This window comes from Paraburkholderia sp. GAS82 (assembly GCF_050436285.1).
In the GTDB taxonomy this organism is placed as follows: Bacteria; Pseudomonadota; Gammaproteobacteria; order Burkholderiales; family Burkholderiaceae; genus Paraburkholderia; species Paraburkholderia phenazinium_B.
On sequence record NZ_JBNDLX010000010.1, the window covers coordinates 250,421 to 275,883 of the forward strand.

23 protein-coding genes are annotated in these 25,463 nt (G+C 61.2%); 4 read left to right on the forward strand and 19 right to left on the reverse strand.

The window, feature by feature from the left end:
* Window positions 1-39: 39 nt before the first annotated feature.
* Window positions 40-1,008: an AraC family transcriptional regulator gene (locus tag P3T17_RS28985; protein WP_429409856.1), complete on the reverse strand. Its 969-nt coding sequence runs from the start codon at window positions 1,006-1,008 to the stop codon at window positions 40-42.
* A gap of 157 nt (window positions 1,009-1,165) precedes the next feature.
* On the opposite strand from P3T17_RS28985, the gene P3T17_RS28990 reads away from it, so the two are divergent.
* Window positions 1,166-2,560 carry a dihydrolipoyl dehydrogenase gene (locus tag P3T17_RS28990; protein ID WP_429409858.1) on the forward strand — a complete coding sequence of 465 codons (1,395 nt, stop codon included), beginning with the start codon at window positions 1,166-1,168 and terminating at the stop codon, window positions 2,558-2,560.
* Between the two features lie 5 nt (window positions 2,561-2,565).
* On the opposite strand, the gene tehA is transcribed toward P3T17_RS28990, so the two are convergent.
* Together tehA and P3T17_RS29000 are read right to left on the reverse strand one after the other, a co-directional pair.
* A complete protein-coding gene (gene tehA / locus P3T17_RS28995) occupies window positions 2,566-3,537 on the reverse strand; it encodes a dicarboxylate transporter/tellurite-resistance protein TehA (RefSeq protein WP_429409860.1) in 972 nt (323 codons plus the stop codon).
* Window positions 3,538-3,702: 165 nt separating this feature from the next.
* Window positions 3,703-5,280, reverse strand: a complete 1,578-nt coding sequence (locus tag P3T17_RS29000) for a UxaA family hydrolase (RefSeq protein WP_429409862.1) — start codon at window positions 5,278-5,280, stop codon at window positions 3,703-3,705.
* A 128-nt stretch (window positions 5,281-5,408) separates the two neighbouring features.
* Between P3T17_RS29000 and P3T17_RS29005 the strand changes: the two genes are divergently transcribed.
* Entirely contained in the window at window positions 5,409-6,386 is a 978-nt protein-coding gene (locus tag P3T17_RS29005) for a LysR family transcriptional regulator (protein ID WP_429409864.1), read from the forward strand.
* Here the strand turns inward: P3T17_RS29005 and P3T17_RS29010 are convergent.
* From P3T17_RS29010 to P3T17_RS29080, 15 genes are all read right to left on the reverse strand, one after another.
* A complete protein-coding gene (locus P3T17_RS29010) occupies window positions 6,356-7,261 on the reverse strand; it encodes an SMP-30/gluconolactonase/LRE family protein (RefSeq protein WP_074267973.1) in 906 nt (301 codons plus the stop codon). The two genes, P3T17_RS29005 and P3T17_RS29010, sit on opposite strands and share 31 nt — an antisense overlap.
* Before the next feature lie 78 nt (window positions 7,262-7,339).
* On the reverse strand, window positions 7,340-8,260 hold the full coding sequence (locus tag P3T17_RS29015) for an ABC transporter permease (RefSeq protein WP_254369089.1): 921 nt from the start codon (window positions 8,258-8,260) through the stop codon (window positions 7,340-7,342).
* A 74-nt stretch (window positions 8,261-8,334) separates the two neighbouring features.
* Complete coding sequence (locus P3T17_RS29020; RefSeq protein WP_429409866.1) at window positions 8,335-9,300, reverse strand: ABC transporter permease; 966 nt, start codon at window positions 9,298-9,300, stop codon at window positions 8,335-8,337.
* On the reverse strand, window positions 9,297-10,808 hold the full coding sequence (locus P3T17_RS29025; protein ID WP_429409868.1) for an ATP-binding cassette domain-containing protein: 1,512 nt from the start codon (window positions 10,806-10,808) through the stop codon (window positions 9,297-9,299). The genes P3T17_RS29020 and P3T17_RS29025 overlap by 4 nt, the downstream gene beginning before the upstream one ends.
* 64 nt (window positions 10,809-10,872) lie before the next feature.
* Complete coding sequence (locus tag P3T17_RS29030) at window positions 10,873-11,889, reverse strand: ABC transporter substrate-binding protein (RefSeq protein ID WP_429409971.1); 1,017 nt, start codon at window positions 11,887-11,889, stop codon at window positions 10,873-10,875.
* A 204-nt stretch (window positions 11,890-12,093) separates the two neighbouring features.
* Window positions 12,094-12,720, reverse strand: coding sequence for a DAK2 domain-containing protein (locus P3T17_RS29035; RefSeq protein ID WP_429409870.1), 627 nt, complete (start codon window positions 12,718-12,720; stop codon window positions 12,094-12,096).
* A 14-nt stretch (window positions 12,721-12,734) separates the two neighbouring features.
* Complete coding sequence (locus tag P3T17_RS29040; RefSeq protein ID WP_074267968.1) at window positions 12,735-13,745, reverse strand: dihydroxyacetone kinase subunit DhaK; 1,011 nt, start codon at window positions 13,743-13,745, stop codon at window positions 12,735-12,737.
* 19 nt (window positions 13,746-13,764) lie between these two features.
* Window positions 13,765-14,766, reverse strand: a complete 1,002-nt coding sequence (locus P3T17_RS29045) for an ABC transporter permease (protein ID WP_074267967.1) — start codon at window positions 14,764-14,766, stop codon at window positions 13,765-13,767.
* Window positions 14,763-16,316 (reverse strand): sugar ABC transporter ATP-binding protein, encoded by a 1,554-nt coding sequence (locus P3T17_RS29050; protein ID WP_429409872.1) that lies wholly within the window; start codon window positions 16,314-16,316, stop codon window positions 14,763-14,765. The genes P3T17_RS29045 and P3T17_RS29050 overlap by 4 nt, the downstream gene beginning before the upstream one ends.
* Window positions 16,317-16,382: 66 nt before the next feature.
* Window positions 16,383-17,486: a sugar ABC transporter substrate-binding protein gene (locus P3T17_RS29055; protein ID WP_074267966.1), complete on the reverse strand. Its 1,104-nt coding sequence runs from the start codon at window positions 17,484-17,486 to the stop codon at window positions 16,383-16,385.
* A 77-nt stretch (window positions 17,487-17,563) separates the two neighbouring features.
* Entirely contained in the window at window positions 17,564-18,220 is a 657-nt protein-coding gene (locus P3T17_RS29060) for a class II aldolase/adducin family protein (protein ID WP_429409874.1), read from the reverse strand.
* On the reverse strand, window positions 18,217-19,296 hold the full coding sequence (mtnA, locus tag P3T17_RS29065; RefSeq protein WP_429409876.1) for an S-methyl-5-thioribose-1-phosphate isomerase: 1,080 nt from the start codon (window positions 19,294-19,296) through the stop codon (window positions 18,217-18,219). Before mtnA ends, P3T17_RS29060 begins: the two co-directional genes overlap by 4 nt.
* A 44-nt stretch (window positions 19,297-19,340) precedes the next feature.
* Complete coding sequence (gene mtnK / locus P3T17_RS29070) at window positions 19,341-20,597, reverse strand: S-methyl-5-thioribose kinase (protein ID WP_429409878.1); 1,257 nt, start codon at window positions 20,595-20,597, stop codon at window positions 19,341-19,343.
* A 39-nt stretch (window positions 20,598-20,636) separates the two neighbouring features.
* Window positions 20,637-21,332: a GntR family transcriptional regulator gene (locus P3T17_RS29075; protein ID WP_429409880.1), complete on the reverse strand. Its 696-nt coding sequence runs from the start codon at window positions 21,330-21,332 to the stop codon at window positions 20,637-20,639.
* A gap of 88 nt (window positions 21,333-21,420) precedes the next feature.
* The gene (locus P3T17_RS29080) at window positions 21,421-22,350 is read right to left on the reverse strand and encodes a LysR family transcriptional regulator (RefSeq protein ID WP_429409882.1); all 930 of its coding nucleotides are present in this window, start codon (window positions 22,348-22,350) and stop codon (window positions 21,421-21,423) included.
* Window positions 22,351-22,513: 163 nt separating this feature from the next.
* Here P3T17_RS29080 and P3T17_RS29085 point away from each other — a divergent pair, with 163 nt between their 5' ends.
* Window positions 22,514-23,917, forward strand: a complete 1,404-nt coding sequence (locus P3T17_RS29085) for an MFS transporter (RefSeq protein WP_429409884.1) — start codon at window positions 22,514-22,516, stop codon at window positions 23,915-23,917.
* Window positions 23,918-23,962: 45 nt separating this feature from the next.
* Window positions 23,963-25,024 carry an isocitrate/isopropylmalate dehydrogenase family protein gene (locus P3T17_RS29090; protein ID WP_074267961.1) on the forward strand — a complete coding sequence of 354 codons (1,062 nt, stop codon included), beginning with the start codon at window positions 23,963-23,965 and terminating at the stop codon, window positions 25,022-25,024.
* 50 nt (window positions 25,025-25,074) lie between these two features.
* Here P3T17_RS29090 and P3T17_RS29095 read toward each other — a convergent pair whose 3' ends face one another.
* Window positions 25,075-25,431 (reverse strand): cupin domain-containing protein, encoded by a 357-nt coding sequence (locus tag P3T17_RS29095; protein WP_429409887.1) that lies wholly within the window; start codon window positions 25,429-25,431, stop codon window positions 25,075-25,077.
* Window positions 25,432-25,463: the final 32 nt, after the last annotated feature.

A 25,463-nucleotide genomic window follows, 5' to 3' on the forward strand; every position in this document is an offset into this window, starting at 1 on the left:
CGGGTTTCAACCCGATCAAAGCCTGGCGGTCTGATCATTCTATGCCGCTTCGACCTTGCCGCCCAAAGTCCGGTAACGTGACGGCGTCACGCCTATCAGACGCTTGAAAACACGCTGGAATGCAGCGTTCGACTGATACCCCACCATCTCTCCGATCTCGGCGACACCCACGTTCGACTCAAGCAGTTTGTGCCCGGCGAGCGTCATCCGGATATCGGTCAGCATGTCGGTCGCGGAGCGGCCGATCACATCCTGGAACTGTCGTACAAACGTCGCTCGCGACATATTGCACAACGAAGCAAGCTGGTCGAGCGTCCATGGCTTGTCCGGTGTTTCGAACATGGCCGTGACCGCAGGTTGCAGGCGCGGCCGTGCCGCGAGAGAGAGCAAGCCATGCGGCGGTTGCGAGCCGCCGCTTGCAAAGCGCAACGTCAAGGCGAACAGGGCGGCCGAAAGATGATTGATCAATGCCTCGCTGCCCGGCCCTTCGTCGACCGACTCCTCACGCATCAACTCGATCAACCGAGTGAGCCGCGTGCTCGCTGGCGTCCCTGTCGCTTCGCTACGGCCGTTCGCGGTGCCGCCAGCGCTTTCAGCGCTGTGTACCACGAGGCGTCCGGGTAAATGCTCGCGCAGCAGCCGGTCAGGCACGGCACCAATCAGAAACCGGCCGCACAGGATGTCGGCACGCGCGCCCGAGCCTTCGTTCTCTGCGATCAGCAACGAGACGTCTTGCCGTTCGACTGGCGGCGCCGGCGGACGTCCGCTGCCGTCGTGGATCCGATGCGCGCCGCCGGTTGGAAACAGGACGATGTCTCCTGCAATCAGCTGCTCGGCAGGACCGCTCCCATGCTCCAGCACCGCCTCACCCGAAAGCAGCACGTGGTACGGAATCTCGCGCACGGCGGCGCTGCCCTGTGCAATCGCCCACGGCGCACCGAAATGACAGCGCACGTCCAGACGGCCGCTGACGGGGATAAGGGCAAGGACTCGACTGAGCAGATCCATATGAGCCGCTTGAGCAGATTCTTGAGTCGGTTGAGGATTAGCGCCGAGGGGGTACGCGCCTAAAGTTACAGGTAATCAAGCAGCAGATTCTACCCGAGCATGTCTCGATGAGCCTGCGGTGCTTCTCCCTTCATCGCATCATGGTTTCGAGGAATTCATGAACACAGTCCAGACCGATGTAGCCATTATTGGTGCCGGCAGCGCTGGTTTGCCGGCGTATCGCGCTGCGAAGGCGGCCGGCGCGTCCGCGATTCTGATTGAAGGCGGACCGCATGGTACGACGTGTGCACGTGTCGGCTGCATGCCATCGAAACTGCTGATCGCCGCCGCAGAAGCAGCGCATGCCGCGCAGCACACGGCGCCGTTTGGCGTGCACGTCGATGGGACGGTTCGGGTCAACGGCCGCGAGGTCATGCAACGGGTGAAGAGCGAGCGCGATCGTCTGGTGGGTTTTGTGCTCGATAGCGTCGACGCGATTCCGGCTGCCGACAAGTTGACTGGGTATGCCCGCTTTATCGACGACGGCCTGCTGCAGGTTGGCGACCATACACGTGTGAGGGCACGCAGCGTGGTGATCGCAACCGGTTCGTCGCCGGTCGTCCCGGCGAAGTACCAGGCGCTTGGCGAGCGCGTCATCGTCAATGACGACGTGTTCGAATGGTCGGACCTGCCGCGCAAGATCGCGGTGATCGGCGCAGGCGTCATTGGGCTCGAACTGGGACAGGCGCTTGCCCACCTCGGCGTAGACGTGACAGTGATCGGCGCGCGCGGACGCGTTGGCCCCCTTACGGATCCGGCTATCAAGGCGTATGCCGAACGGACCTTCCAGAACTCGTTCCGTTTCGAAGCCCAGGCCGAAGTAGAAGCGGCAACGCGCGTGGGTGACGCGGTGCAGATCCGCTTTCGGACCGGCGCTGGAGAGGTTGTCGAGGACACGTTTGAATATGTGCTGGTTACGGCTGGCCGCAAGCCGAATTTCGAAAAGCTTGCACTGCATAACACTTCTCTTACGCTCGATAAGCACGGTGCCCCTATCTATGATCCGCTTACGCTGCAGGCAGGGGCGCGCCCTGTGTTCATTGCCGGCGACGCAAATGGCGTCCTGCCGCTATTGCACGAAGCCGCGGACGAAGGTCGCGCCGCGGGGACAAACGCTGCCCGCTTCCCGGACGTCGCACCGTTGAAGCGCCGTGCGCCGATCGCCGTGCTGTTTTCGAACCCGGGCATTGCGATGGTCGGCGCGCGACACGCCGATCTGGAGCCGGGCACGTTCGCAACCGGCGAAGTCAGCTTTGAAGACCAGGGACGCAGCCGCGTGATGTTGAGGAATCGCGGCTTGATGCATGTGTATGTGGACAAGGCGAGCCGGCAGTTTCTGGGCGCGGAGTGGATCGGTCCGGATGCCGAACATATTGCCCACCTGCTCGCCTGGGCACTGCAAATGAAGCTGACAGTGGATGCAATGCTTGAGATGCCCTTCTATCATCCAGTGGTTGAAGAAGGTTTGCGCACGGCACTACGGCACGCTGTGGCCGCGTTACAGTTGCCTTGAACGCGTCACTTCATAAACAGCTTCCCTAGCAACAGCAGTCGTAACGTAGCGACGAAGAGCGCCAGAATCGCGACGTTAAGCAGCACAAACAGCGGCAATGCAAGGACATCGACCGCCGGGTGAGCATGCACGCTAGCCGCGTGCATGCTGGCGAGCACCAGCGCGGTCGCCCCGAAGCTGAAGGCCCAGTACGAGGGCGAAAATCCCGTCTCCACGAACCAGTGCAACAGGCGCGATAGCAGCAGCAACTGCAGGACCGCGTAGCCAAACAGGCCCAGAAACACCATGTCGATGCTGTTGTGGGAAATTGCAAGGTACGCGATCGAAGCCACGGCGGGCGGCGCAAGCTGGATGCCCAAGGTGGGACGAATCGCGTGCGCCAACGGCTCGGACGTATAAAGCCGGTTGGTAATCACCGACTCGAGTGCAAGCCACGAGAAAAGACCGGCGCCGAAAAACAGCTTGGCCGCGTCTGCATATCCAATCGAACTCAGCGCGATGGAGGACACGAAATTGCCGGCCACGGTGGGCAGATACATGACGGCTGTCGTGTCTTCGTGCCTGCGGCCGCCGCGCAATAGCGCGCCGGAGCGGTACGTAGAAAACCCAAGCTGGCCCGCCGCGCCCAATATCACCAACACGGACCCCGCGCTATCGCTCCAGGTGGCCACCCACGCTCCGACCAGGACCGTCGAAACCGGCACAAGCCCGATGAAACAGCAATGTATGGGGTGTTCGAACTCCGTCATCGCGTCGTCGTGGTCGCGCATCCACTTGGTTACATAGCCAACCAGTAGAACAAGCCATACCACTGCGGTCAGTGTAAAAAGTGCTTCGCCAATCCTCGCGTCCACGCCCCAGACCACATGGGCAAAACGCCAGCAATTGCTCAACCCTGCCATTCCCAGGACGATTCCGAACGAAGAGGCCGGAACGGAAAAGTGACGCACTTGCGGAGACACCGAAACAGTGGACATGACTTCCTCCGAGGGCTGATGTCGGCCGGGGCCGGGCTTGCCCGTCCAGACGTATCAACACTATAGGCGTCACTGTTCGGCACGCAACCGGAAGTTAGTCGCAGCACACCTTGGCCAGCGCGCGGCGGCAGCAAGCGGCTCGTGCAGGAGCGTCGTTAGGTGCCCTCAGGTAATCGCCCCGATCTGCCATGGCACGAACTCGTTCTGTCCGTAGCCGTGGACCTCGCTCTTGGACATCGTGCCGGAAGCGGTGGCCAGCATCAGTTCGAAGATTTCCTGCCCCAATTCGTCGACGCTCTTTTCCCCGTCGAGGATCGTGCCGCAATTCAGGTCGATGTCTTCTTCCTGCCGCTTCCACAACGCGGTGTTCGTGCCCAGCTTCAACGACGGCGAAGGCGCGCAGCCGTATGCGGAACCACGTCCTGTAGTAAAGCAGATCAGGTTGGCGCCGCCTGCGACCTGCCCCGTTGCCGAAACCGGATCGTAGCCGGGTGTGTCCATGAAGACGAGGCCATGTGCGCTGACGGGCTCGGCGTAGCGATACACGTCCACAAGGTTAGTCGTACCGCCCTTCGCTACCGCACCCAACGACTTCTCCAGAATAGTCGTCAGGCCTCCTGCCTTGTTGCCCGCAGACGGATTGTTGTTGAGGTCGGCATTCATCCGCGCGCAGTAGTCTTCCCACCAATGGATGCGTTCGACCAGTTTCTCGCCCACTTCCACCGAGACCGCACGGCGCGTCAGCAAATGCTCTGCACCGTATACCTCCGGCGTTTCGGAGAGAATCGCGGTCCCGCCATGCGCAACCAGACGGTCGACCGCAGCGCCAAGCGCGGGGTTTGCCGTGATGCCCGAATAACCATCGGAGCCGCCGCATTGCAGACCGATCACGAGATGGCTGGCATCGACCGGTTCGCGCTGTACCTGATTCGCCTCGACAAGCATCGCCTTGACGGTTTCGATTCCCGCGGCCACCGTGCGCGCGGTGCCACCGGTGGCCTGGATCGTCATCGTCTTGAGCGCGGCGCCTGGCGTCAGGCTTTCGCTACGCATGAGACCTTCGATCTGGTTGGTCTCGCAACCCAGGCCCACAATCAGCACTGCGGCGAAGTTCGGATGCCGCGCGTACCCGCCGAGTGTGCGGCGAATCAGGCCAAGCGCCTCGCCTTCGGCATCGACCGCGCAACCCTGGCCATGCGTCAAGGCAACGACGCCGTCCACGTTTGGAAATGCCGCAAGCGCTTCGGGATGGATATCGCGCCGGAAATGGTCGGCTATCGCGCGCGCTGCCGTCGCCGAGCAGTTCACCGAGGTCAGAATGCCAATGTAGTTGCGAGTCGCGACACGTCCGTCCGCGCGCACAATCCCCATGAAGCGCGCGGCTTTAGTCTGCGGTTCCAGCGGCTTCGCGTCGGCGCCATAGGCGTAGTCGCGATCGAATTGTCCCATCGACAGATTCTGCATATGGACGTGCTCACCCGCTTCGATCGGACGACTCGCAAAACCGATGATCTGCCCATAGCGCCGCACCGGGGCACCCGTTTCAATTGCACGTACAGCCACCTTGTGGCCCGCGGGGATCAGGCCGCGCACAGCAAGACCGCCGCCAATCTGCGCGCCCGTGACCAACTGGTGCCGCGCGATCACCACGTCGTCCTGCGGATGCAGGCGCACCACCGGCTCCGCACTTGCGGACACATTGCCGGCGGATCCGGCCGCGGTATTTTCAGCCTCGAACGTCATGATGACTTCTCCAGTTCTTTAAAGCCACGAGGGGAACAGGCCACTCTAAGCCTGCCTCTGCCAAACTTCCAATCGCACCTTGAGTACAATCGATTCCAAATGGTTATGAGCTAATTGGTGCTTACCCTATGTCCAGATCGCCCGCTGTGCCTCCCCCGAGTGTGCTGAGCCGACTACGTTTCAAGCATCTCCAGCTGCTCGATATTCTCGGACGCACCCACAATCTGCGTATCGCGGCCGAGCAAATGCATATGACCCAACCCGCCGCAACGAAGATACTGGGCGACATCGAGTCCATGTTCGGCGCGCAATTGTTCGAGCGTTTGCCGCGGGAAATGCGGCCCACCGATCTCGGCGTGCTGTCTTTGCGTTACGCGAGTGCCGCCGTGGCCGATCTGGGCAAGTTCGCCAGCGAGTTCCACACCATGAAAAGCGGCGGCTATGGCCACCTCGCGATCGGCGCCATTACCGCATCAACCGCGCAGGTCGTCGCCGCGGCGATCAAGGAAATCCAGCAGCAACGGCCGCGGCTCATCGTCAGGCTGATCGACCAGAGCAGCGACCAGTTGGCGATCTGGCTCGAAGAGAAAAAACTCGATCTGATGATCGGCCGTCTGACCGAAGCGCGCCAGGAGACCCTCTTCAACTTCGAAGACCTGTCTGCGGAGCCGGTGTGGGTCGTCGTTGGACGGCATCATCCGCTGCTCAAACAGGCGTCTGTCGAGATCGCCGATCTCGGCGCGTGGCCGTGGATTCTCTATCCGCCGGCCACGGCGATCCGCCATCTGTTCGACGAGACCTTCGCCGCCGCCGGGATGCAAGCGCCCGTCGGCATGGTCGAAACGCCATCGATCTTCTCGACGCTCGAACTGCTGCAGGCCACGGACATGATTTCGCTGCAGCCGCGTGCCGCCGTCGCGAAGTATATCCAGAGCGGACTGCTCGGCCAGCTCGTCGTGCCTATCCGGCGCACCATGACGAACTATGGCGTCATCACCCGCAAGAACGAAATTCCGTCGCAGCCCGCTCAGGAGTTCATGGCGATCCTGCGCACCACCGCCGAGCGGCTCGGCGATCACGTCGCTGTGCCACGCACAGCGACATAAAGCGAGTACAGCGAAGTATTCGCGGCAATAAACAGACGATTGCGATGCAGGCCGCCGAAGGTCAGGTTAGCCACCACTTCCGGCAACAGGATCTTGCCGAGCAGCGTGCCGTCTGGCGCGTAGCAATGCACGCCGTCGAGCGCACTGGTCCAGAGGTTGCCGTACTCGTCCACTCGCATGCCGTCGGGAACGCCCTGCTCGATCTCGACGAACACACGCCCGTTGCTCAGCTTGCCGCCCGCCACATCGAGAACGCGGATGTGATGCGGTGCTCCTTCGATATGCGAGGCAGCTGAATCCGCGATGTAGATGCGGCTCTCGTCCGGTGAAAAGGCAAGCCCGTTAGGCTTGACGAATTCGTCCGACACCAGCGTGACTTCGCCGCTTCCGGGCGTCACGCGATACACGTTGCAGCGGCCAATCTCGCTGTCGGCACGACCACCTTCGTAATCGCTAAGGATGCCGTAGTCGGGGTCCGTGAACCATACCGAGCCATCGGATTTGACGATTACGTCGTTGGGCGAATTCAGCCGCTTGCCCTGATAGGCGGAAGCGAGCACGGTGATGCTGCCGTCGTGCTCGGTACGCGTCACACGGCGCGCGCCGTGTTCGCAAGTGACAAGCCGCCCTTCGCGGTCACGCGTATTGCCATTGGAGAAATTCGAATTCGCGCGAAACGTGCCCACACCCATGTCGGGCGCCCAGCGCAGCATGCGGCTGTTAGGGATGTCGCTCCAGACGAGGTAATCGCCCGCGGGAAAATATGCCGGGCCCTCGGCCCACAGACAGCCTCCGTATAGCTTTTCGAGCTGTGCGTTCGGTTGCAGTAAGGCGCGAAAACGTGCATCGTGAACTTCAAAGTCTTTAGGTTCCATTGTCTTTGTCTTCCCATTGCACTTGAGATTAAGCCTGGGCTAACCGAGGCTCGAACCGCTGCGTTTGGTCTTGCGTTGCTAGTAGCGCGCCGAGCGGCCGCCTGCCGCCACCACGACGACAATAATCAGTACGCCGTACGCAATCGAGCGCACGCCGGCACCGGCGCCCAACGCGTTGAGCACGGCATTGGTGAGGAACAGGAACATCGAGGCGCCCCACACACCGATGACCGTCGCGCGGCCGCCGGTGACCTGGGTGCCGCCGATCACCACTACTGCAATGGAGATCAGCATATATTCGACGCCCATATCTAGCGTCGCGCCACCCGACACGGCAGCGAGCAGTACACCTGTGAGCGCCGCAATGCCACCGGACAGCATGTACACCTTGCAGCGCGTCGCCTCGACACCCACGCCCGCCAGCCACGCCGCTCGCGGATTCTGGCCGACCGCGGAAAGACCGCGGCCGAATACCGTCAGATGCAGCAGGACCGCAATCACAACCGACAACGCCAGCGCGATCAACGCGAGATGCGGCACACCGAGCAGGTGACCATTGGCAAATGTCTCGAGCGCGACAGGCGGCGCATTCATGCCGCTGCTTTGCGTGATCGCCACCGACTGGATAATGAAACTCGACGACAACGTCGCAATGATCGGCGGGATACGAAGCACACGAATCAGCAGATAGTTCGCGAGACCGACGACGACACCGGCAGCGAGTGCAGCAACGAAGCCGGCGAGAATGCCATACGCGCCCATCACGTGAACGCCGATCATGCCCGCGAGCGCAATGACGGATGGTACCGACAGGTCGATATTGCCCGGCCCCGACGTTATGACGAGCATCTGCCCCAGACCGACCAGCACCATGAAGACGCCGAACACCAGCGCCGTCAACACGACGTTGCCGGCAATGGAAATCCCAAACACGACCGCGATGAGGATGCCTACGCCGATCGCCCCGACGAAGGACCAGACCCACGGTGCGCGCAGCATGCTGAGCCGCACAGCGAGCGTCGGTTGCGCGTCGGCGCCGGAGCTTGCCGTGGATTGAAGTTCGGACTGCGGGTTCATCTGCGCCCCCCGCTTCGTTGCAGCAAGACGCGCAGCGACAGCACCGCAATCAGGATCACGCCTTGCATGCCCACCTGCCAGTCCGGCGAGATGTTGAGGAAGGCGAGAAACGATGCGGCCACGGTGAGCGTGATAGCGCCCAGCACGGCTCCCCAAACGGAGACCCGTCCGCCGACAAACTCGCCGCCGCCAAGTATCACCGAAGCGATCGACAGCAGCGTGTAGCGCAGTGCGAGGTTCGGATCGGCGGAAGTCGTCAGGCCGAGCAATGACAGGCCGGAGCACACCCCGAAGAAACCAGCGACGCCGTATAGGATGGCGCGGCTCTTGACCATCGACCAGCCAAACCGGCTCATCGCCCGAGGATTACCGCCAGCACCCCTCACCCGCACGCCTGCCGACGAACGCATCAATAATAGATGCCCCACCAGCGCGATCACGACCGACCATACTATCGGCGCGGCAATCAGCGGCGTTTGATACGTCATCAGGCTGCCAAGCCATTGGGGGCTGCTGCCACCGGGCGAAGGCAACAGTAACACCGCGAGTCCCGTCCACACGAACGACAGGCCGAGCGTGACCACAATCGATGGAATCTGGCGGAATTCGATCAACGCGCCGATCGCCGCATAGGCCAGCACGCAACCTATCAGCGCTACGATGCCGAGCCACGGCTCGCGCACGCACAAGGTCGCGCCAATGCACGCGGTCAGGCTGACGAACGCGCCGATCGACAGATCGAGATCGTTCACGGTAATGACGGCCAGTTGCGCGAGCGTCGCAAAGACGATCGGCACGGCAAGATTGAGCAGCAGTCCCAAGCCGAAGTAACTGAACGTCGCCGGCTGCAGGACGAAGATGGGCACCAGAATCACCACCAGCGAAAACACCGGCAGCAGCGCCCTTAGCCTTGCATTTCGGACGTTGCGGACATTGAGCCCAGTTGCGACGGAAGGCGTCATGCGGCTTGCTCCTCGAAGCTGGCTGCGAGGAGTACCTCTTCGGTGCATTCGTCCGCGTGCAGCACGCGCGTGACGCGGCCAGAACGAAACACATAGGCGCGATCGCAATATGCGAGTTCGTCGTTTTCCGTGGTGTACCAGATAAACGTGCGTCCGTTCGACGCCTCGCCGCGCACGAGTTCGTAGATGTCGCGCTTGGTGCCGATGTCGACGCCGCGAGTCGGATCGTCCATCAGGATCAGGTCCGCGTCGGAGGCCAGCGCGCGTGCGAACAGCACCTTCTGCTGGTTGCCGCCCGAGAGCGACAGGATGCCTGCACGGGTCGCGGCGCCGCGAATGCCGATCTTCGCGCGCCAGTCCTGCACCAGCTTGCGTACGCCGTCGGCATCGACCAGCCAGCGCTTGCGCAGACCGTTCGACGCACCATACAGAGAGCGGATCGCGAGGTTCTCGCTGATCGACCAGAGTGGGAATACACCGTCGTCAGCACGATCGCCGGCCACAAACGCCACGCGCGTCGCTGCACCACGGCGGGTGGAGTCGCGATAGATGGCGAGCAATGCTTCGGTTTGGCCCTGCCCTGCGAGGCCCGCAAAGCAGACAATCTCGCCGCGCGCCGCGTTGATCGTCGAGCGCTTCACTGCCGTGGGCCCAACCTGCCACGTGAAATCAGCGGCGTTGACATTGCCCTGCGCGCGACCGGCCTTTTGCGTTTGACGCCCGACATCGACGTGCTGCCCCATCGCACGCACAATTGCATCCTGAGTCAACGCATCGCGCGGCAACACCGCGGCCGCCATGCCGTCGCGCATCACCAGCACGCGGTCCGCGACGCGTTCGATCTCGCCAAGCATGTGGCTAATCAGAATACAGGTGATGCCACGGCTCGCCGCCTCACGGATAAAAACCAGCAGCTGTCCGGCGGTATGCGCATCGAGGCTGGACGTCGGCTCATCGAGAATGACCAGCTTCACCGGCGCAACCACCACCGTAAAAGCTCGAGCGATCTCGACCATCTGACGTTGTGTTAGCGTCAGGTCCGCGACCAGTTCATGCCCCTTCAGACCATGGCCCGGAAAAATCGCGTCAAGCTGTTCGACCATCAATGCGGTTGCTTTCTTGCGCCAGCCGCGTCCTTTGAGTTGCGGATGCAGGATGCACATGTTCTCCGCGATCGACAGGTTGGCGCACAGGGAGAGCTCCTGGAACACGCAACGCACCCCTGCTTCGCGTGCCACGTTAGCGTCGTAGTGGCTGACGGGCAGGCCCGCCACCGAGAGCGTGCCGTGATCCGGCGCGTACACGCCCGCGAGCACCGCCATCAGCGTGGACTTGCCCGCGCCGTTATGACCGGCGACGCCGACGCATTCGCCGTTCCGGAACGCAAAGTCAATGCCGCTCAGCGCCTTGACCTGGCCGAACGTCTTGCCGATACCGGCAAGACCGATCAGTACCTCGCCAGATACGCCGCCGGGCGAGCCCGATGATTCACCGAATGAAACCGTCATAGATCCCTTCGTTGTGCCGACGACGGCCAGCGGCGACCTCACGCATCGCCGCTGGCCTGTTGCCTTATTTCGAGTCGACGACCTTGAGCACTTCGTCGCGCGTGTATTCCTTGTTGGCAAGCTGGCCCGGCGGCGTTTTGGCGAGCACCGAGTCGAGCTCGTCCGCTTTCACCTCGAGCAGCGGCATCTGGATATCGTGCGGCAGCTTTTTACCCGCCAGCAATTGCTGGGTGATCCAGAAAGCAAACGTCGAGCAACCCGGCGGGATGGTGACCGACAGCGTCTCGTAACTGCCCTTCTTGCGTTGCTCGGCCCACCACGCCAGCTCTTCCTGACGATTGCCAAGAATGATGATCGGCGTCGGACGGTTAGCCTCGGCGAACGCCTTCGCCGTGCCAAAGCCGTCGCCACCCTGGTCCACGACACCGTCGATTTTGGGCAGCGTCGGCAAGATACCGGCTACCTGCTTTTGCGCAACCGTCTGGGTCCAATCGCCATGCACGGAGCCCACGATCTTCAGCCCTGGGTACTTCTTCAGCTCGTCGACGATACCCTGATGGATTTCGTCATCCACGGAAACGCCGGCAAGACCGCGGATCTCGAGCAGATTGCCGGTGCCGTTCAGGCGTTTCGCCATATAGTCGACCTGCATCGAACCGAGTTTGCGAAAATCGACCGTGATGCGATAAGCGCAGGGCTCAGAGGCGATGCCATCGAACGACACCACCGTCACCCCTGCGCCGCAGGCCTGCTTGATGACGCCATTGAGCGCGGTGGGCGACACGGCATCCACCGCAATGCCTTTGAAGCCCTGCAGGATCAGGTTCTGCATTTGCTGCACCTGCTCCGTGGCCTGATTCTCCGCGGTCGTGAACGTCGGCGCGGCGGCGACCACCTTCTGCTTGACGGCGGCATCGGCGACATTCGACCAGCTCTTGAGCATCGCCTGACGCCAACTGTTGCCCGCGTAGTTGTTCGAGAGCGCGATTTTCAGCGACGAGGTATCGCCGCTCGCTGCCTGTGCACTGGCTGTATTGGTAATGCTGACGCAAACCACGGCGGCAAGAATGCCGCAGGCCACTTTCGATCTCACGTGATGTCTCCGTTTTGGAATTGTAAAGAAGCAGATCTGAGGCACTTGGGACGAGCGGTAGCCGCGGGCACCGTCCGCTCCCCGCCAAGTCTAGTACGAGGGAAGACGTTATCCAATTGCGTATTCCGCGCAACCGATTCCTGCTGGTTATCGATCCGACAACGTAAACCCTGATCGAAACCGCTCATTGTTCTATGCCTGCAGCGCCGAGCGCAGCGCTTCGAGAAAACGCAGATACGCTGTCGCGCCTGGATCGGCATGCCCGATGCTGCGCTCCTGCACCCATGCGGCGCGCCCCTTCTTCGATTGCTGGCTCGCCGTCGCCGTTACCTGCTCCCGCGATTTCGCAATCATCGCGTCGAGCACGGCATCGGTGGAGCCGGATGTGGCTTCGAGCGTATCGAGGCTAGGCACGAGAGCGTCGAGCACGGTCTTGTCGCCCACCTGGCTTTTGCCGCGCTCGATGATCCGGGCTGCCACCGCACGCCCGATCGCCAGTGAATCGGCTTTATCGATCGCGTCCTTGCCTGTCACCGCCTTCGATGCAGCGAGCAGGCCGCCGCCGATCAGCGCCGCGAACGTCGACGGGTTCGCCGTGGAAAATGCCTTTCCCGAAGCAAGCAAAAGTTCGGATACCGATGCTGTTTCGGGCAACGCGCCAATCGCCTTGACGACCGCGGCCGATCCGGATTGCACGGTGATGCCGAGATCACCGTCGCCAAGCGCGGCATCAAGCTCCCGCAACTCTTCGGCGTGAGTGGGTAAAGCAGTAAGCGTACGCGTGAGCAAGTCACGCAGTTCAATGCAGGAAAGACTCATGACGTTCCCCTCTTTCAGCTTTGCGACCAGTCATGAAAGAAAGGTGAGCGCGCAGGCGCGGCGAGCAGCGCTTCAAGCTCGTCGTCGACCAGCATGATCGTGATCGAAGCACCGGCCATTTCCAGGCTCGTCACATACTCGCCCACATACGAGCGTGCAATCGTCAAACCCTGCTCTGCGATGAGCGCGGCCGAACGTCGATAGAGCAGATACAACTCTTCGAGCGGCGTGGCGCCAAGCCCATTGATCAGCACTGCTACACGCGAACCCTTGGGCGCCGCGAGATCGCGCAAAATTTCTCCGGTAAGCCGCGTAGCGATTTCATCCGCCGTTTCCAGCTTGCCGCGATGCGTGCCCGGCTCGCCGTGGATGCCAATGCCAATCTCCATCTCGCCTTCGGGCAGCGTGAAGGTCGGCTTGCCGGCTGCGGGCAGAATGGTCGGCGACAAACCCACGCCCATCGTGCGGCACTGGTTGTTCGCCTTCGCCGCGATGCGCGCCACTTCCTCTAGCGAATCGCCGCGCTCCGCCGCTGCGCCCGCACACTTGAAGACGAATACCATGCCCGCCACACCGCGTCGGTCAGCGCTACGTTCGCTGGGCGCGGACGCTACGTCGTCGGTCAGCAATACGGTCTTCACATCGATGCCATCCGGCTCCGCAAGATCTGCTGCCAGATCGAAGTTAAAGACGTCACCGCCATAATTGCCGTACACATAGAGCACGCCGGCGCCACCATTCACTGCTTTGGTCGCTTCGTAAATCTGCTCGGATGACGGCGATGAAAACACGTTGCCCACCGCCACACCGCTGCACAGCCCCTCGCCCACATAGCCGAGAAAGCCCGGCATGTGTCCCGATCCGCCGCCTGTCACGATGCCCACGCGGCCCTGCTTCGGCGCATCCGCGCGCACGAGCGCGCGGCGGTCGGCCGTTGCTGCCTTGATCCAGCCCGGATGTGCGATCAACAGCGACTCGATGATTTCATCGACGAACTGATCGGGCTGGTTGATGATCTTTCTCATGCGTGTCTCCTGAATGAGGTTAGTTCTTGCGGCGCTGACTGAGCGCGTCGAGCATGACGGCAGCGAAGATAACGCCGCCCTGAATGAATTGTGTCCAGAATGGATTGACGCCGAGCAGCGACAGTCCGACGTTGATCACGCCGATCAGTACCACGCCAATGAACGTGCCCACGATCGAGCCGCGCCCGCCCGCAAGCGACGTACCGCCGATCACCACGCCGGCGATCACCTGCAATTCGAGTCCGTTCGCCGCCGACGGCAACGCCGAATTCAACCGCCCTGCGAGCACGATGCCCGCGATGGCCGCTGTCACGCCTGCGAGCGTGTACGTGAGAAAAATCACGCGGCCTACCGGAATGCCCGCGAGCCGCGCGGCTTCCTTGTTACCGCCGACCGCGAACACCTGATGTCCAAACGTGGTCTTGCGCAGCAGCACGTGACCGACGATAAACACCACTAGCATCACGAGCATCGGCGCTGGAAGGCCTGCTACGCTCTTCGCGCCGAACGCGGTGAACGAATTGGGAAAATCGAACTTCGTGCGGCCATCGGAGATGGCGAGCGTGAGACCGCGCGCCATTGCCATCATCGCCAGCGTGACAATGAATGGCACGAGCCTGAACCACGACACCGAGAAGCCATTCAGCGCACCCACGATCGCACCGACCGCCAGCGCCACCCCGAGTCCGCCGATCCCGAGCCCGACGTTCCCCGCCGCCGATCCAGCCATGACGGTCGCAGCCACCATGCCGCTCAGCGCCACGAGCGACCCGACCGAGAGGTCGATGCCCGACGTGATGATCACGAAAGTAGCGCCGACTGCCGCAATGCCGACCACCGAGACCTGCACCATGACGTTGGTCAGCGTGCTGGTGGTCAGGAATTCCGGCGATGCGATCGAGAGCACCACACAGATCAGCACGAGCGCCGCGAAGAGCGGCCCGATGCCGCTGCGCAGTTGCCGGATGAGGCGCTGCGAGAACGCCTCCGAATCCGCCTGTTTGGTTGTCGTGGACGTCATGTCCCTACTCCTGTCGTAGCCCATTGAATCACCGTTTCCGAATCCGCCTTGTCGCGAGCAATTTCCGTGACGATGCTGCCCCGGTACATCACCAGCACACGATCCGACATGCCGAGCAGCTCCGGCAGTTCAGAGCTGACCATGATTACCGCCGCGCCCGACCGCGCCATGGAAACCATGTGCGCATAGATCTCCGATTTCGCGCCCACGTCGATGCCGCGCGTGGGCTCGTCGAGCATGATGACGGCCGGATTCGTGGCGGTCGCACGCCCGAGAATGACCTTCTGCTGATTGCCGCCCGAGAGGTTGCCAGTGATCTGCATGACCGACGGCGCACGCACGCCGAAGCGCGTGCTTGCCTCCTGCGCGAGTGCACGCTTGCGGGCATTGCTGACGAAACCGCCTGTGGCAAGCGCCTTCAGGCTCGATAGAGCAACGTTTTCCTCGATACTCGCTTCCAGCACGAGGCCTTCGAGTTTGCGATCCTCGGCGGTGTAGACGAGACCGTGTTGCACGCCGTCGCTAGGCGATTTGATGTTGACCTTCTGGCCACGCACGATGATTTCGCCTTGCGTCACCGGCAACGCGCCAAAGATCGCCTTCAGCAATTCAGTGCGCCCTGCCCCTGCGATGCCCGCAATGCCGAGGATCTCGCCCGCTCGCACACTGAGCGAGGCGTGCCGCACGATGGGCGGGCTCGCCAGATCGCGCACCTCCAGCACAACCGGGCCATATTCGCGCGGCTCCCACGGATAGAACGATTCGAGGTTGCGCGCGACCATCGCCTGGACAAGCTCCTGCTCGGTCCATTGCGACATCGGACGCGCACTGACGGTGACGCCGTCACGCATGACGACCGCCGAGTCCGCCAGTTCGAACACTTCTTCCAGGTGGTGCGAAATAAAAATGATGCCCATGCCCGCTGCACGCAGACGGCGCACAACGGCATAGAGGTTCGCGATATCGCCACGTTGCAATGCGGCGGTAGGCTCATCCATCACAAGGATGCGCGCCTCGCGCGCGACTGCTTTCGCGACCTCCACGAGTTGCCGCTTGTTGAGCGGCAGATCGCCAAGGCGCATTGACGGCGACACGCTCTCGAGCCCAACTTGCGCAAGCGCCTTGCGCGCATCGTCATTCGCTTCGCGGCGCTTCACGAAGCCGCCTTGCGACGGCATGCGCCCAAGGAACAGGTTTTCCGCCACGGTCATGTCGTTGACCAGCGAAAGCTCCTGGTAAATCACCGCGACGCCCGCGTCGATAGCAGCGTGCGTCCCTCGCCCAAGCGGCACGCCGTTGATCGCGATGCTTCCCTCATCAGGCTCGTACGCACCCGACAACGTCTTGATCAGCGACGACTTGCCCGCGCCGTTCTCGCCGACAATCGCCATCACGTGACCGGCTTCCAGCGTCAAGCTCACGCCGCGCAAGGCCTTCACGCCCGGAAAACTCTTGACGATGCCTTCCATGCGCAACAGCGGCGCATGACCGCCCGGCGTGGCGGCGAGCCCGCCGCCTACCACCTCCGGCACATTCGTTTCGGCACTCATGTTCGATTCTCGTCTGGCTTGAAGCATGCGGCCCGCAATGCGGGCGCGCATGTTCGCATTTACAGATTACTGGCTGACCTGCAGCGACCAGAGGCCGTACTTCTTGGTTTCATCGGAGTCGATATTCGACTTGTCGATCAGCAGCGTCGGCCACGCGTAGTTCGCCGGCACGTCCTTCTTCGCTTCGTAGTCCGTGATGAAGCTCAGCGCCTTGGCCGCCATTTCGATCGGGTTCTGCGAGATCGTGGCGTCCTGCTTGCCTGCGCGAATCGCCGACAAGGCCTGCGCCGTGCCGTCCGCGCCGATCACCATGATGTGATCCTTGTCGCCCAGCGGCTTGTAGCGGTTCGCGTTGTCGATCGCCTTTTCCGCACCTACCGTGTTGTCGTCGTTCGCACCGAACACAGCGTCGATCTGCGGGAATTTCTGCAGAATGTCCGTCATGGCATTAAGCGACTTCTCCTGGTCAAACGCGCCTTCCTGGCGTGCCACGATCTTGATGTCCGGATACTTCGCCATCTCGTCGGAGAAGCCTTTCTCGCGATCCGTTGCGGCAGTCGTGCCGACAAGGCCGATCAGGTCGACTACATTGCCCTTCGGCGAGCCGTAACGCGCCTTCAGTTGATCCGCGATCCACTTCGCGCCTGTCGCGCCGAGGGCCACGTTATCCGACGCCACGAACGAGGTCACCTTGCCGCCGTCCGAGCCGCGATCGAGCATAAACACGGGAATACCCATGCTATTGGCTTTTTCTACGGCCGGAATGATTGCCTTCGAGTCGATCGGGTTCAGCACGAGTGCATTCACGCCCTGGCTCAGTAGGTTGATCGCGTCATTGACCTGCTGCTGTGCATCGCCGTTCGCGTTGGTCTGTACGAGGTCGAAGCCCTGATCTTTGGAGCCCTTCTCCACACCCAGCTTCAGGCCGACGAAGAACGCGTTGTTGAGCGTGGACACCGAGAAACCGATCTTCGTCTTGCCACCCGCTGCGGGTGCCGCACTTGCCACTGCCGGTGCGCTTGCGCCCGCGTCGCTCGCCGCCGTGCCCGAAGACGATGGCGATTCGCTCTTCGAACAGCCTGCCAGCACCGTAGCCGCACACAGGACCACCGTTCCCGCCGTGGCGCCGAGCTTGCCCCATGCATCGAATCTTCCTGAATTCCAAGCCATGTCTGTCTCCGTTTTTCACGTTATTAAGGCGGTTTTGCTACGCGTTGCAGATGTAGCGTGCGATGCAACGATCAGTTCTACTGCGTTCTCTTCGGACCATAACTTCTGAACTTCTCTACGACGATCTGCATCTCTTCGTCGGGTAGCACGGGCGGTGTACCAAGCTGGCAAGCCAGCAGGTACTGCTTCGCCAGCACTTCGACCTCATGCGCGAGCCACAACGCACGCGCAAGATCGGGGCCCAGCGCGATCACGCCATGATGCGCAAGCAGACAGGCGCTGCGTCCTTGCAGGGCGGCGACGGCATGATCGGAGAGCGCCTGGCTGCCGAAGGTCGCATACGGTGCGCAGCGAATGGAGTTGCCGCCAGCCGCTGCGACCATGTAGTGATGAGCGGGCATATCGCGGCCGTGAATGGCAATCGCGGTGGCCGCTGCCGAATGCGTGTGGACGATCGCATGCGCGTCCGGCCGCGAGTGCAATATGTCCCGATGAAAGCGCCACTCCGACGAGGGTCTGGCCTGATCGAGCACCGGCGACGGTTCCTTGATGTCCATCGGCAACCAGACAATCCCGCTTGCCCGCAACTGCGCGGCCGGAACACCGCTTGGCGTGATCAGAAAGCCGTCGAGCCAGCGCGCGCTCACATTGCCGGAGGTCCCCTGGTTGATGCCCAGGCGCTCCATTTCGCGCACGGTAACGACGATCTGTTCGCGCAAAGCGTTTTCGCTCATGCCGCGTCTCCTTCCATGGCGAACAGCGTTGCAAGGTTTCGCGCAAAGGGCGCCTTCACGATGCCGCGCTCCGTGATAAAGCCGGTCACCAGCTCGTGCGGCGTCACATCGAATGCGGGATTGCTAACCTTCATATTGGCTGGTGCGATACGCTGACCATAGAGGTGCGTGACTTCATCGTCACGGCGTTGTTCAATCACGATGGCGTCGCCCGTTGCCGTGTGCAGGTCCAGCGTGGAGGACGGACAGGCCACGTAGAACGGGATGTCGAAATGCCGCGAGACGATCGCCAGCGCCAGCGTGCCGATCTTGTTGGCGAAATCGCCGTTAGCCGCAACACGATCCGTCCCGACGATCACCACGTCAACGAGTCCGCGCGCCATGAGCGAGGCCGCCATGCTGTCGGTGATCAGCGTCACGTCTACACCAGCCTGCTGCAACTCATAGGCGGTGAGGCGCGCGCCTTGCAACAGAGGGCGGGTCTCGTCGGCGTAGACGCGGAATTTCGTACCTGCGGCGTGCGCCATGTAGATCGGAGCGGTTGCCGTGCCCAGGCCAGTCGTGGCGAGCGCCCCCGCATTGCAGTGGGTCAACACCCCGCAACCTTCGGTGATCAGCGGCAAGCCGTGTTCGCCGATGCCTTTGCACAGCGCGCGGTCTTCGTCGTGGATTGCGACAGCTTCATCGATCAATACGCGTAGCAGCGACGCCGTTTCGCTCGCAGGCGACGCCTGCGCCGCCTGAAGCATGCGCCTGAGGCTCCAGCTAAGATTGACCGCCGTGGGCCGCGCGCTGTCGAGATACGCCGCCTGCTTCGCCAGTTGCGCGCGGAACTCGGCTATTGGCAGATGCAGACTCGCGCGCATCGCCACGCACAATCCGTACGCTGCAGCGACGCCAATAGCCGGTGCACCGCGCACCCGCAGTTCGTGAATGGCGCGCCAGACTTCCTCGGCTGTCGTCAGTTTTTCAACGACGGTTTCATGCGGCAAACGCGTTTGATCGAGGATCGACAAGCCGTCGTTTTCCCATGCGATGGTCGCGGGAAGGTTAGAAATGGACGGCGTGGAAACCATGTGTGCTCCGTAGGCATCACGGGTTGAAAGGGAATGGGCGCGGGTCATGAGGCAGATCCAATCTCCCGCGCAAGACCGATGACGTCTTCTACACCTGTCAGCGAGGCGCGTTGGATTAGCAGCGTTTCCGCACATTGCAGGCAGCGCACTTCGATCGCGGCGCGGGCAATATCGTCAGGAATACGCGTGATCTCTGCCACTTTTGCCATGCCGACAATGCGCCGGATCATCTTGCATCCTGCAAAGCCGAGCGTGTCCGCAAAGAGTTGTTGCATGAAGCGCGCCCTGAACGCATCGGCGCATACGCGACTCGGGTCGTTGCCGATGAAATGCGTCTTGCTGCGCCCTTCGTGATCGCGCCAAAGCGCCTGAAACTTTGCCGAGAAGCCTGACCAGATGTCGCGCACCTGATCGAGCAACCACGCCTGATACGGTTCCGGCGATGCGCCGTTGACGCGGCCATGCCAGTCGCGCGAGAAATAGGCCAGCAGCAGGTTGGCGATGATTGCGCCGACGTCGAACGCCATAGGTCCGTAGAAAGCGAACTCGGGATCGATCACGTAGGTCTCGTCTTCATTGACCATGATCGAACCGGTGTGCAGGTCGCCGTGAATCAGCGTCTCGGCATGGTTCATGAATGCCCACTTCATCTCGCCAACCGCGGTGCGCAATTCGGGCGTGTACCGCAACCGGTCAATGGCCGCGCGTGGCAACGCCGCGCTATAGACGTTCGAAGAATGGTCCTCGAACGGATACGTAAATACGAGATCTTCAGTGATCCTGCATAGTTCGCTATTGACCGCAGCGGCCATGGCCTGCTTCTTGATGTCGGGCGCGAGAAAAAGATCCGAACCGAAAAACAGCGTATTGGCGAGAAACGTGGAGAGATGGTCGGCGAGCTTTGGATACAGCACGCCATTCATTAACCCCTGGCGCAGAATGCAATGCGACGACAGCCGCTGCATCACCATCAGGAAGAGCTCGCTGTCGGCATGGTAGACCTTCGGCACGTGCTCCGGGCATAGCGCACCGAAGCGCCGGAGCGCTGCAACCTCGCGCTCGAGCCGCTCGCGCGTGAGCGGCCAGGTCTTGCCTACAAGCCGTAGAAACGGCGGGGCCTGCTTGACCACCACGCTCTTTGCCGGCGTCCTCGCATTGCTCGCGAAGTAGACGTAGTTCAGATTGCCGTCGCCGACTTCGGCAATATCCAGCTCAGCCGGCTCGCCGAGCAGCTTGTGTACAACAGGAATGCCTCGCAGATACGCCGACAGCTCGGACGCATTCAACGCCTCAAATTCCATAGTGCCTCCTCCGCGATCGACCCAACCGCGCGCCCGCTATCAGTGACGCTTGCGTACCAGGTCGAACTTGAAGATGCTCGTGTTGTAATAGTCGTTGCTATAGCAAAGCGGGTCGCCGCTTTGATCAAAATCCACTTCGTCCAGCAACAGGAACAACCCAAAGCCGTCGCCCAGTTCGGGCAGATCGCGCGGTGTCAGGATGGTCGGCTGGATCGATGAATGCGTATGCGAGAGTCGCCTCCCGGTACGGTAGAACATGGCAAACAGCGATTCGCCTAGCTCGCCGTTCGCGGCATCGAACACCTGCTTCGGGACGATGTCGATGCAGTACGCCGCCACGGCATCATCAGCCCTTCTGACCCGCTCGATCCGTACACACGGATCACCCGCTTTCAGTCCCAGCTTTTCGGCCAGACTTTCCGATGCCTCGATGTGCTCAATCTGCAGACGACTGGTGGACGGCACCGCGCCGACGCTCTTGATCATATCGGTCACAGACATCAGATCATCGAGACCGCCCTGCAATTTCAACGAAACTTGTCTGATGAAGGTACCTCGACCCTGCACACGCGAAAGCAGCCCGTGCGAGATCATCTGCGCCACGGCTTCACGCAAGCTCGAGCGTCCCACGCCCAGCAATTCGCAAAGCTCGATCTCCGTAGGGATCTGATCGCCCGGTTTCAGGCCCTTCTCGCGAATCATCGCAAGAAGCGAGTCCTGAATCTTGTCGCTCATCGATCGTTCTACGCTCAGGCGCATACGCAGGTCCATCCGTTGTTCTTTTTTAAAGAATACATCAGACGTCTGATGTTTTTCTCAGGATTTACCCTGGCTGATGCAGCCAGGGCGCGTCGGCAAGCCGGCCTTCAATGAACTCCTTGAGCAGTCTGACCCGTTCCGGCAAATGCGGCCGGTACGGCGCAATCCACTGAACGTCGGAGTCCAGCTTTGCGTAGTCACGCAACACGTGAGTCAGGCTCCCGCTCTGAATGTGCGCGTAGACATCCCAGTACGGACGAAGCGCGATGCCTGCCCCACTCATTGCCCAGTCACGCAACGCCTCGCCGTTGTTGCTGGAAAGCGGGCCCGAAACGCGTACGTCGATGGTCGATTCCTCGACGCCCGGCGGCGATACACGATTCAGGCGCCACACGTACGATGGCATGTCGCGCTCGAGCATCAACAGGCACGTATGGCGCGAAAGATCAGCGGGCGTCTGCGGCATGCCCGCACGCTGCAGATAGTCGGGCGCCGCGACAATCACACGGTTGTTCTGCGCCAGAGTGTGGATGATCCATTGCGTGGACAGGGGGCGCCACAGCCACACCGCAGCATCGAAACCCTCCGCCTGGAGATCGGGCAACGTGTTCCGGAGATGCAGTTCGATCCGAACGGATGGATACAGGCGCGAAAATGCGTCGATGACCGGTGCCATCCACTGTCGACCAAAGCCGACGTTACACGCCAGCTTGATCAGACCTACCGGCGTGGTGCTGAAATCCGCAATGCGGGCCTCAAGGCTTTCAAACCCTGCAACCAGTTGCATGGCCTGCTCGCAATAGAGATCGCCTTCAGGCGTGGGCACGACGCTACGGGTGGTCCTCCTGAAGAGACGCACGGCCAGTTGAGCTTCAATCTGCGCAAGCCGCTTGGTGATGGCTGCGCCGCTCACCCCCAAACGCCGCGCCGCGCCGATCAGACTGCCCGTTTCCCGCACCGCCAGCACCAGCATCAGGTCCGCTCGCTCCAGCATTCCTAACCTCAGGTAAATAAAGAAGTGAGCCATTATGGTATTGCAAGATCGCAATGAGGCGCCAAGAATGCATTGATGCAGCGGCGATGAATACGGCGTCGCAACAAAGTGCTGCACGGCGCGCCTAATGATGCGCAAAGCCACTATAAAGACGGAGACAAACATGGAACTCAGCTTGCCGTCAGCGCTGCGAAGTAACTACGCGATCATGGCGAGAATCGACCGGTTGCCGAGGTCGCGTCATCTGATGAAGATCGTCGCGCGAATTGCTGCGGGCGGCTGGTTTGAATTCTTCGAACTGTTTATGCCGGGCTTTATTTCGTTGGGTCTGGTGCGCTCCGGCATCTATACGATCGCCAACAAGGGCTTGCTGGATGTTCATAGCTTTGCCAGCTTTCTCGCTTCGTTCTTTATCGGCATGTTTCTTAGTACTGCTGCTTTCGGCGCGGTGTCCGACCGTTTTGGACGGCGCGCGGTGTTCGTGTATTCGATGATGGTCTACTCGGCTTCGCAGTTTGCGGTGGCCGTCCTCAGCGATCCGTTGCTGATCGATCTGGCGCGCTTCATAGCCGGCTTTGCCGTCGGCATGCAACTCGTGAACAACGATTGCTACGTCACGGAGCTGACTCCCCGGGCGAGCCGGGGCCGCTACATGACGACTTCGTACATCTTCGTGCTGTCGGCCATTCCAGTGGCGGCCTTGCTTGCTGCGATCCTCGTGCCGCTCGATCCGTTCGGAATCGCTGGCTGGCGGATCGTCGTGATAATCGGCTCGGCTAGCGGCCTGATTGTTTTCCTGCTGCAACGCGGTTTGCCCGAATCGCCGCGCTGGCTCGAAGTCCACGGCCGGGTGGAGGAGGCGGACCGTGTGGTACGTGAGATCGAACAGGCTGTGGAAAACGAGCGTGGCGAGCCTTTATCCGCGCCTGACCTGAGCGTGCCGGATCCGATTATCGAAAAAGGGCGATGGAGAGAAATCTTCAGCCGCTTCTATCTGCCGCGCACGATCATCGTGTCGCTGTTCCAGTTCTCGCAGACCATTGCGGTGTTCGGCTTTACCGCATTCGTGCCGGTGCTGCTCATGCATCACGGATTTTCGATCGTCCACTCGCTCAACTATTCGCTCGCGATCGTGCTGATGGCGCCGGTTGGCGCCGCCGTAGGCAGCTATTTTTCCGAACGTATCGAGCGCAAGTGGCAGCTCGTTTTATGCGCCTGTCTGATCGGCGTGGCGGGAACGTTGTTTGCCACGGGCCACAACGTGCCGCTGATTGTCTGCACGGGTGGACTGATCGCGCTGGGCAACAACTGGATGATTGCCATCTTTCACCCCTATGCGGCGGAACTCTTCCCTACGCGCATTCGTGCCCGCGCCATTGGTTTCACCTTTTGCTGGAGCCGCGTCAGTTCGGTTTTCGTCGGCTACTGGGTGGGCGATCTGATGGCCAGTTATGGTCAACGCGGCGTGTTCCTCATGATTGGCCTTGCGATGGCAGCGATCATCGTTGGTATCGGCGGGTTCGGTCCACCGACTAACGGCCGCAGCCTTGAAGAGCTTTCGCCATGAATCGTATCGATCATTAGACATCCTCATTTGAACGGAGAAAGCAGTATGAAAATAGGTATTCTGGAAGGCGACGATATTGGTCACGAGGTCGTGCCCGAGACGGTGAAAGTGATGCGAGCGGCCGCTGAGGCGACCGGTCTTGAGATCGACTGGCATCCCATTCCGATTGGCCGCAAGGCGTACGACACGCTCGGCCATACGTTGCCTCCCGGCACTCTGGAAAAACTGGAATCGCTCGACGGGTGGGTGCTCGGACCCATCGGACATATGGCTTATCCGAAAGTGCCTGAGGCAGTCAATCCGCATCCGATCTTGCGCAAACACTTCGATCTGTTTGCGAATATCCGCCCTTCCCTTTCGTATGCCGGCATTGAGTCGCTGCATCAGAACGTCGATCTTGTCATCGTGCGGGAGAACAATGAGGGGTTTCAGCCAGACCGCAATGTTGTCGCCGGGTGCGGGGAATTTCGGCCTACTCATGATGTGACCATTTCGGTGCGCGTGATCACCCGCGCCGGGTCGTCGAAGGTGTTGCACGAGGCGTTCAAGCTGGCACGATCGAGACGCAAACAGGTCACCGTGGTTCATAAGGATACGGTTTTCAAGCTCGGCTGCGGCATGTTTGTTGAGGAGGCCAAGCGTATCGCGGCTGAGTATCCGGATGTGGTCATGAACGAAGCGATTGTCGATACGTTCGCGATGCGTCTCGTGATGACGCCGCAGAAATACGATGTAATCGTCACCACCAATATGTTTGGCGACATTCTTAGCGATGAGGCAGCGGGACTTGTTGGAGGTCTCGGTTTGGCGCCGGGGCTTTCAGCTGGGCCGCGACATGCGATGGCTCAGGCCACGCATGGGTCGGCCCCCGACATTGCTGGTCGCGGCATTGCAAATCCGTACGCGATGGTTATGTCCGGGCAGATGCTGCTTGATTGGCTCGGGCGCAAGCATGACGTCGCCAAAGCACGCGAAGCCGCTGTGCTGATCGAGAAAGCGGTGGGCACCGTTATGCGTGAGAAGCGTTCGCTTACGGCTGATCTGGGTGGGACCAGTAAGACTCATGAGATGGGTGACGCTATTGTGCGGGCCATTGGGCAAAACTAATCGGTGCGGAAGGGGCTTCGAGGTTTGGCCGCAAGTACCCGTCGATTCACTCAAGACGATCGCGGCCAACCCGATGGTGCTTCGCACCTGATCATCGTCGCGTTGGCCTTTTCAACCGTCAGGTTAACCGAGCGTGCGCCGTGGGGTCGCGTCCGATGACGCATACCCGCCGGCACAGTGAGCAGCTGGCCGGATTGGACGTCGACCGATCCATCGTCGAAATCAATGGTGAGCACACCCTCAATGACGAGGAATGTTTCGTCAGAGTCGGGATGCAGGTGCCAGAAATATGGGCCGTCCATGACGCTCAAATGAACATCGTGGTCGTTCACGCTGGTCAGAACCCGATTTGAGTAGCCCTGAAGTGTGTCACCCGCGAGCGCACCAATGTCGATCGGCTCGATCATGTCGTCTCCCGTGAAGCGCCGTTGGACTAACA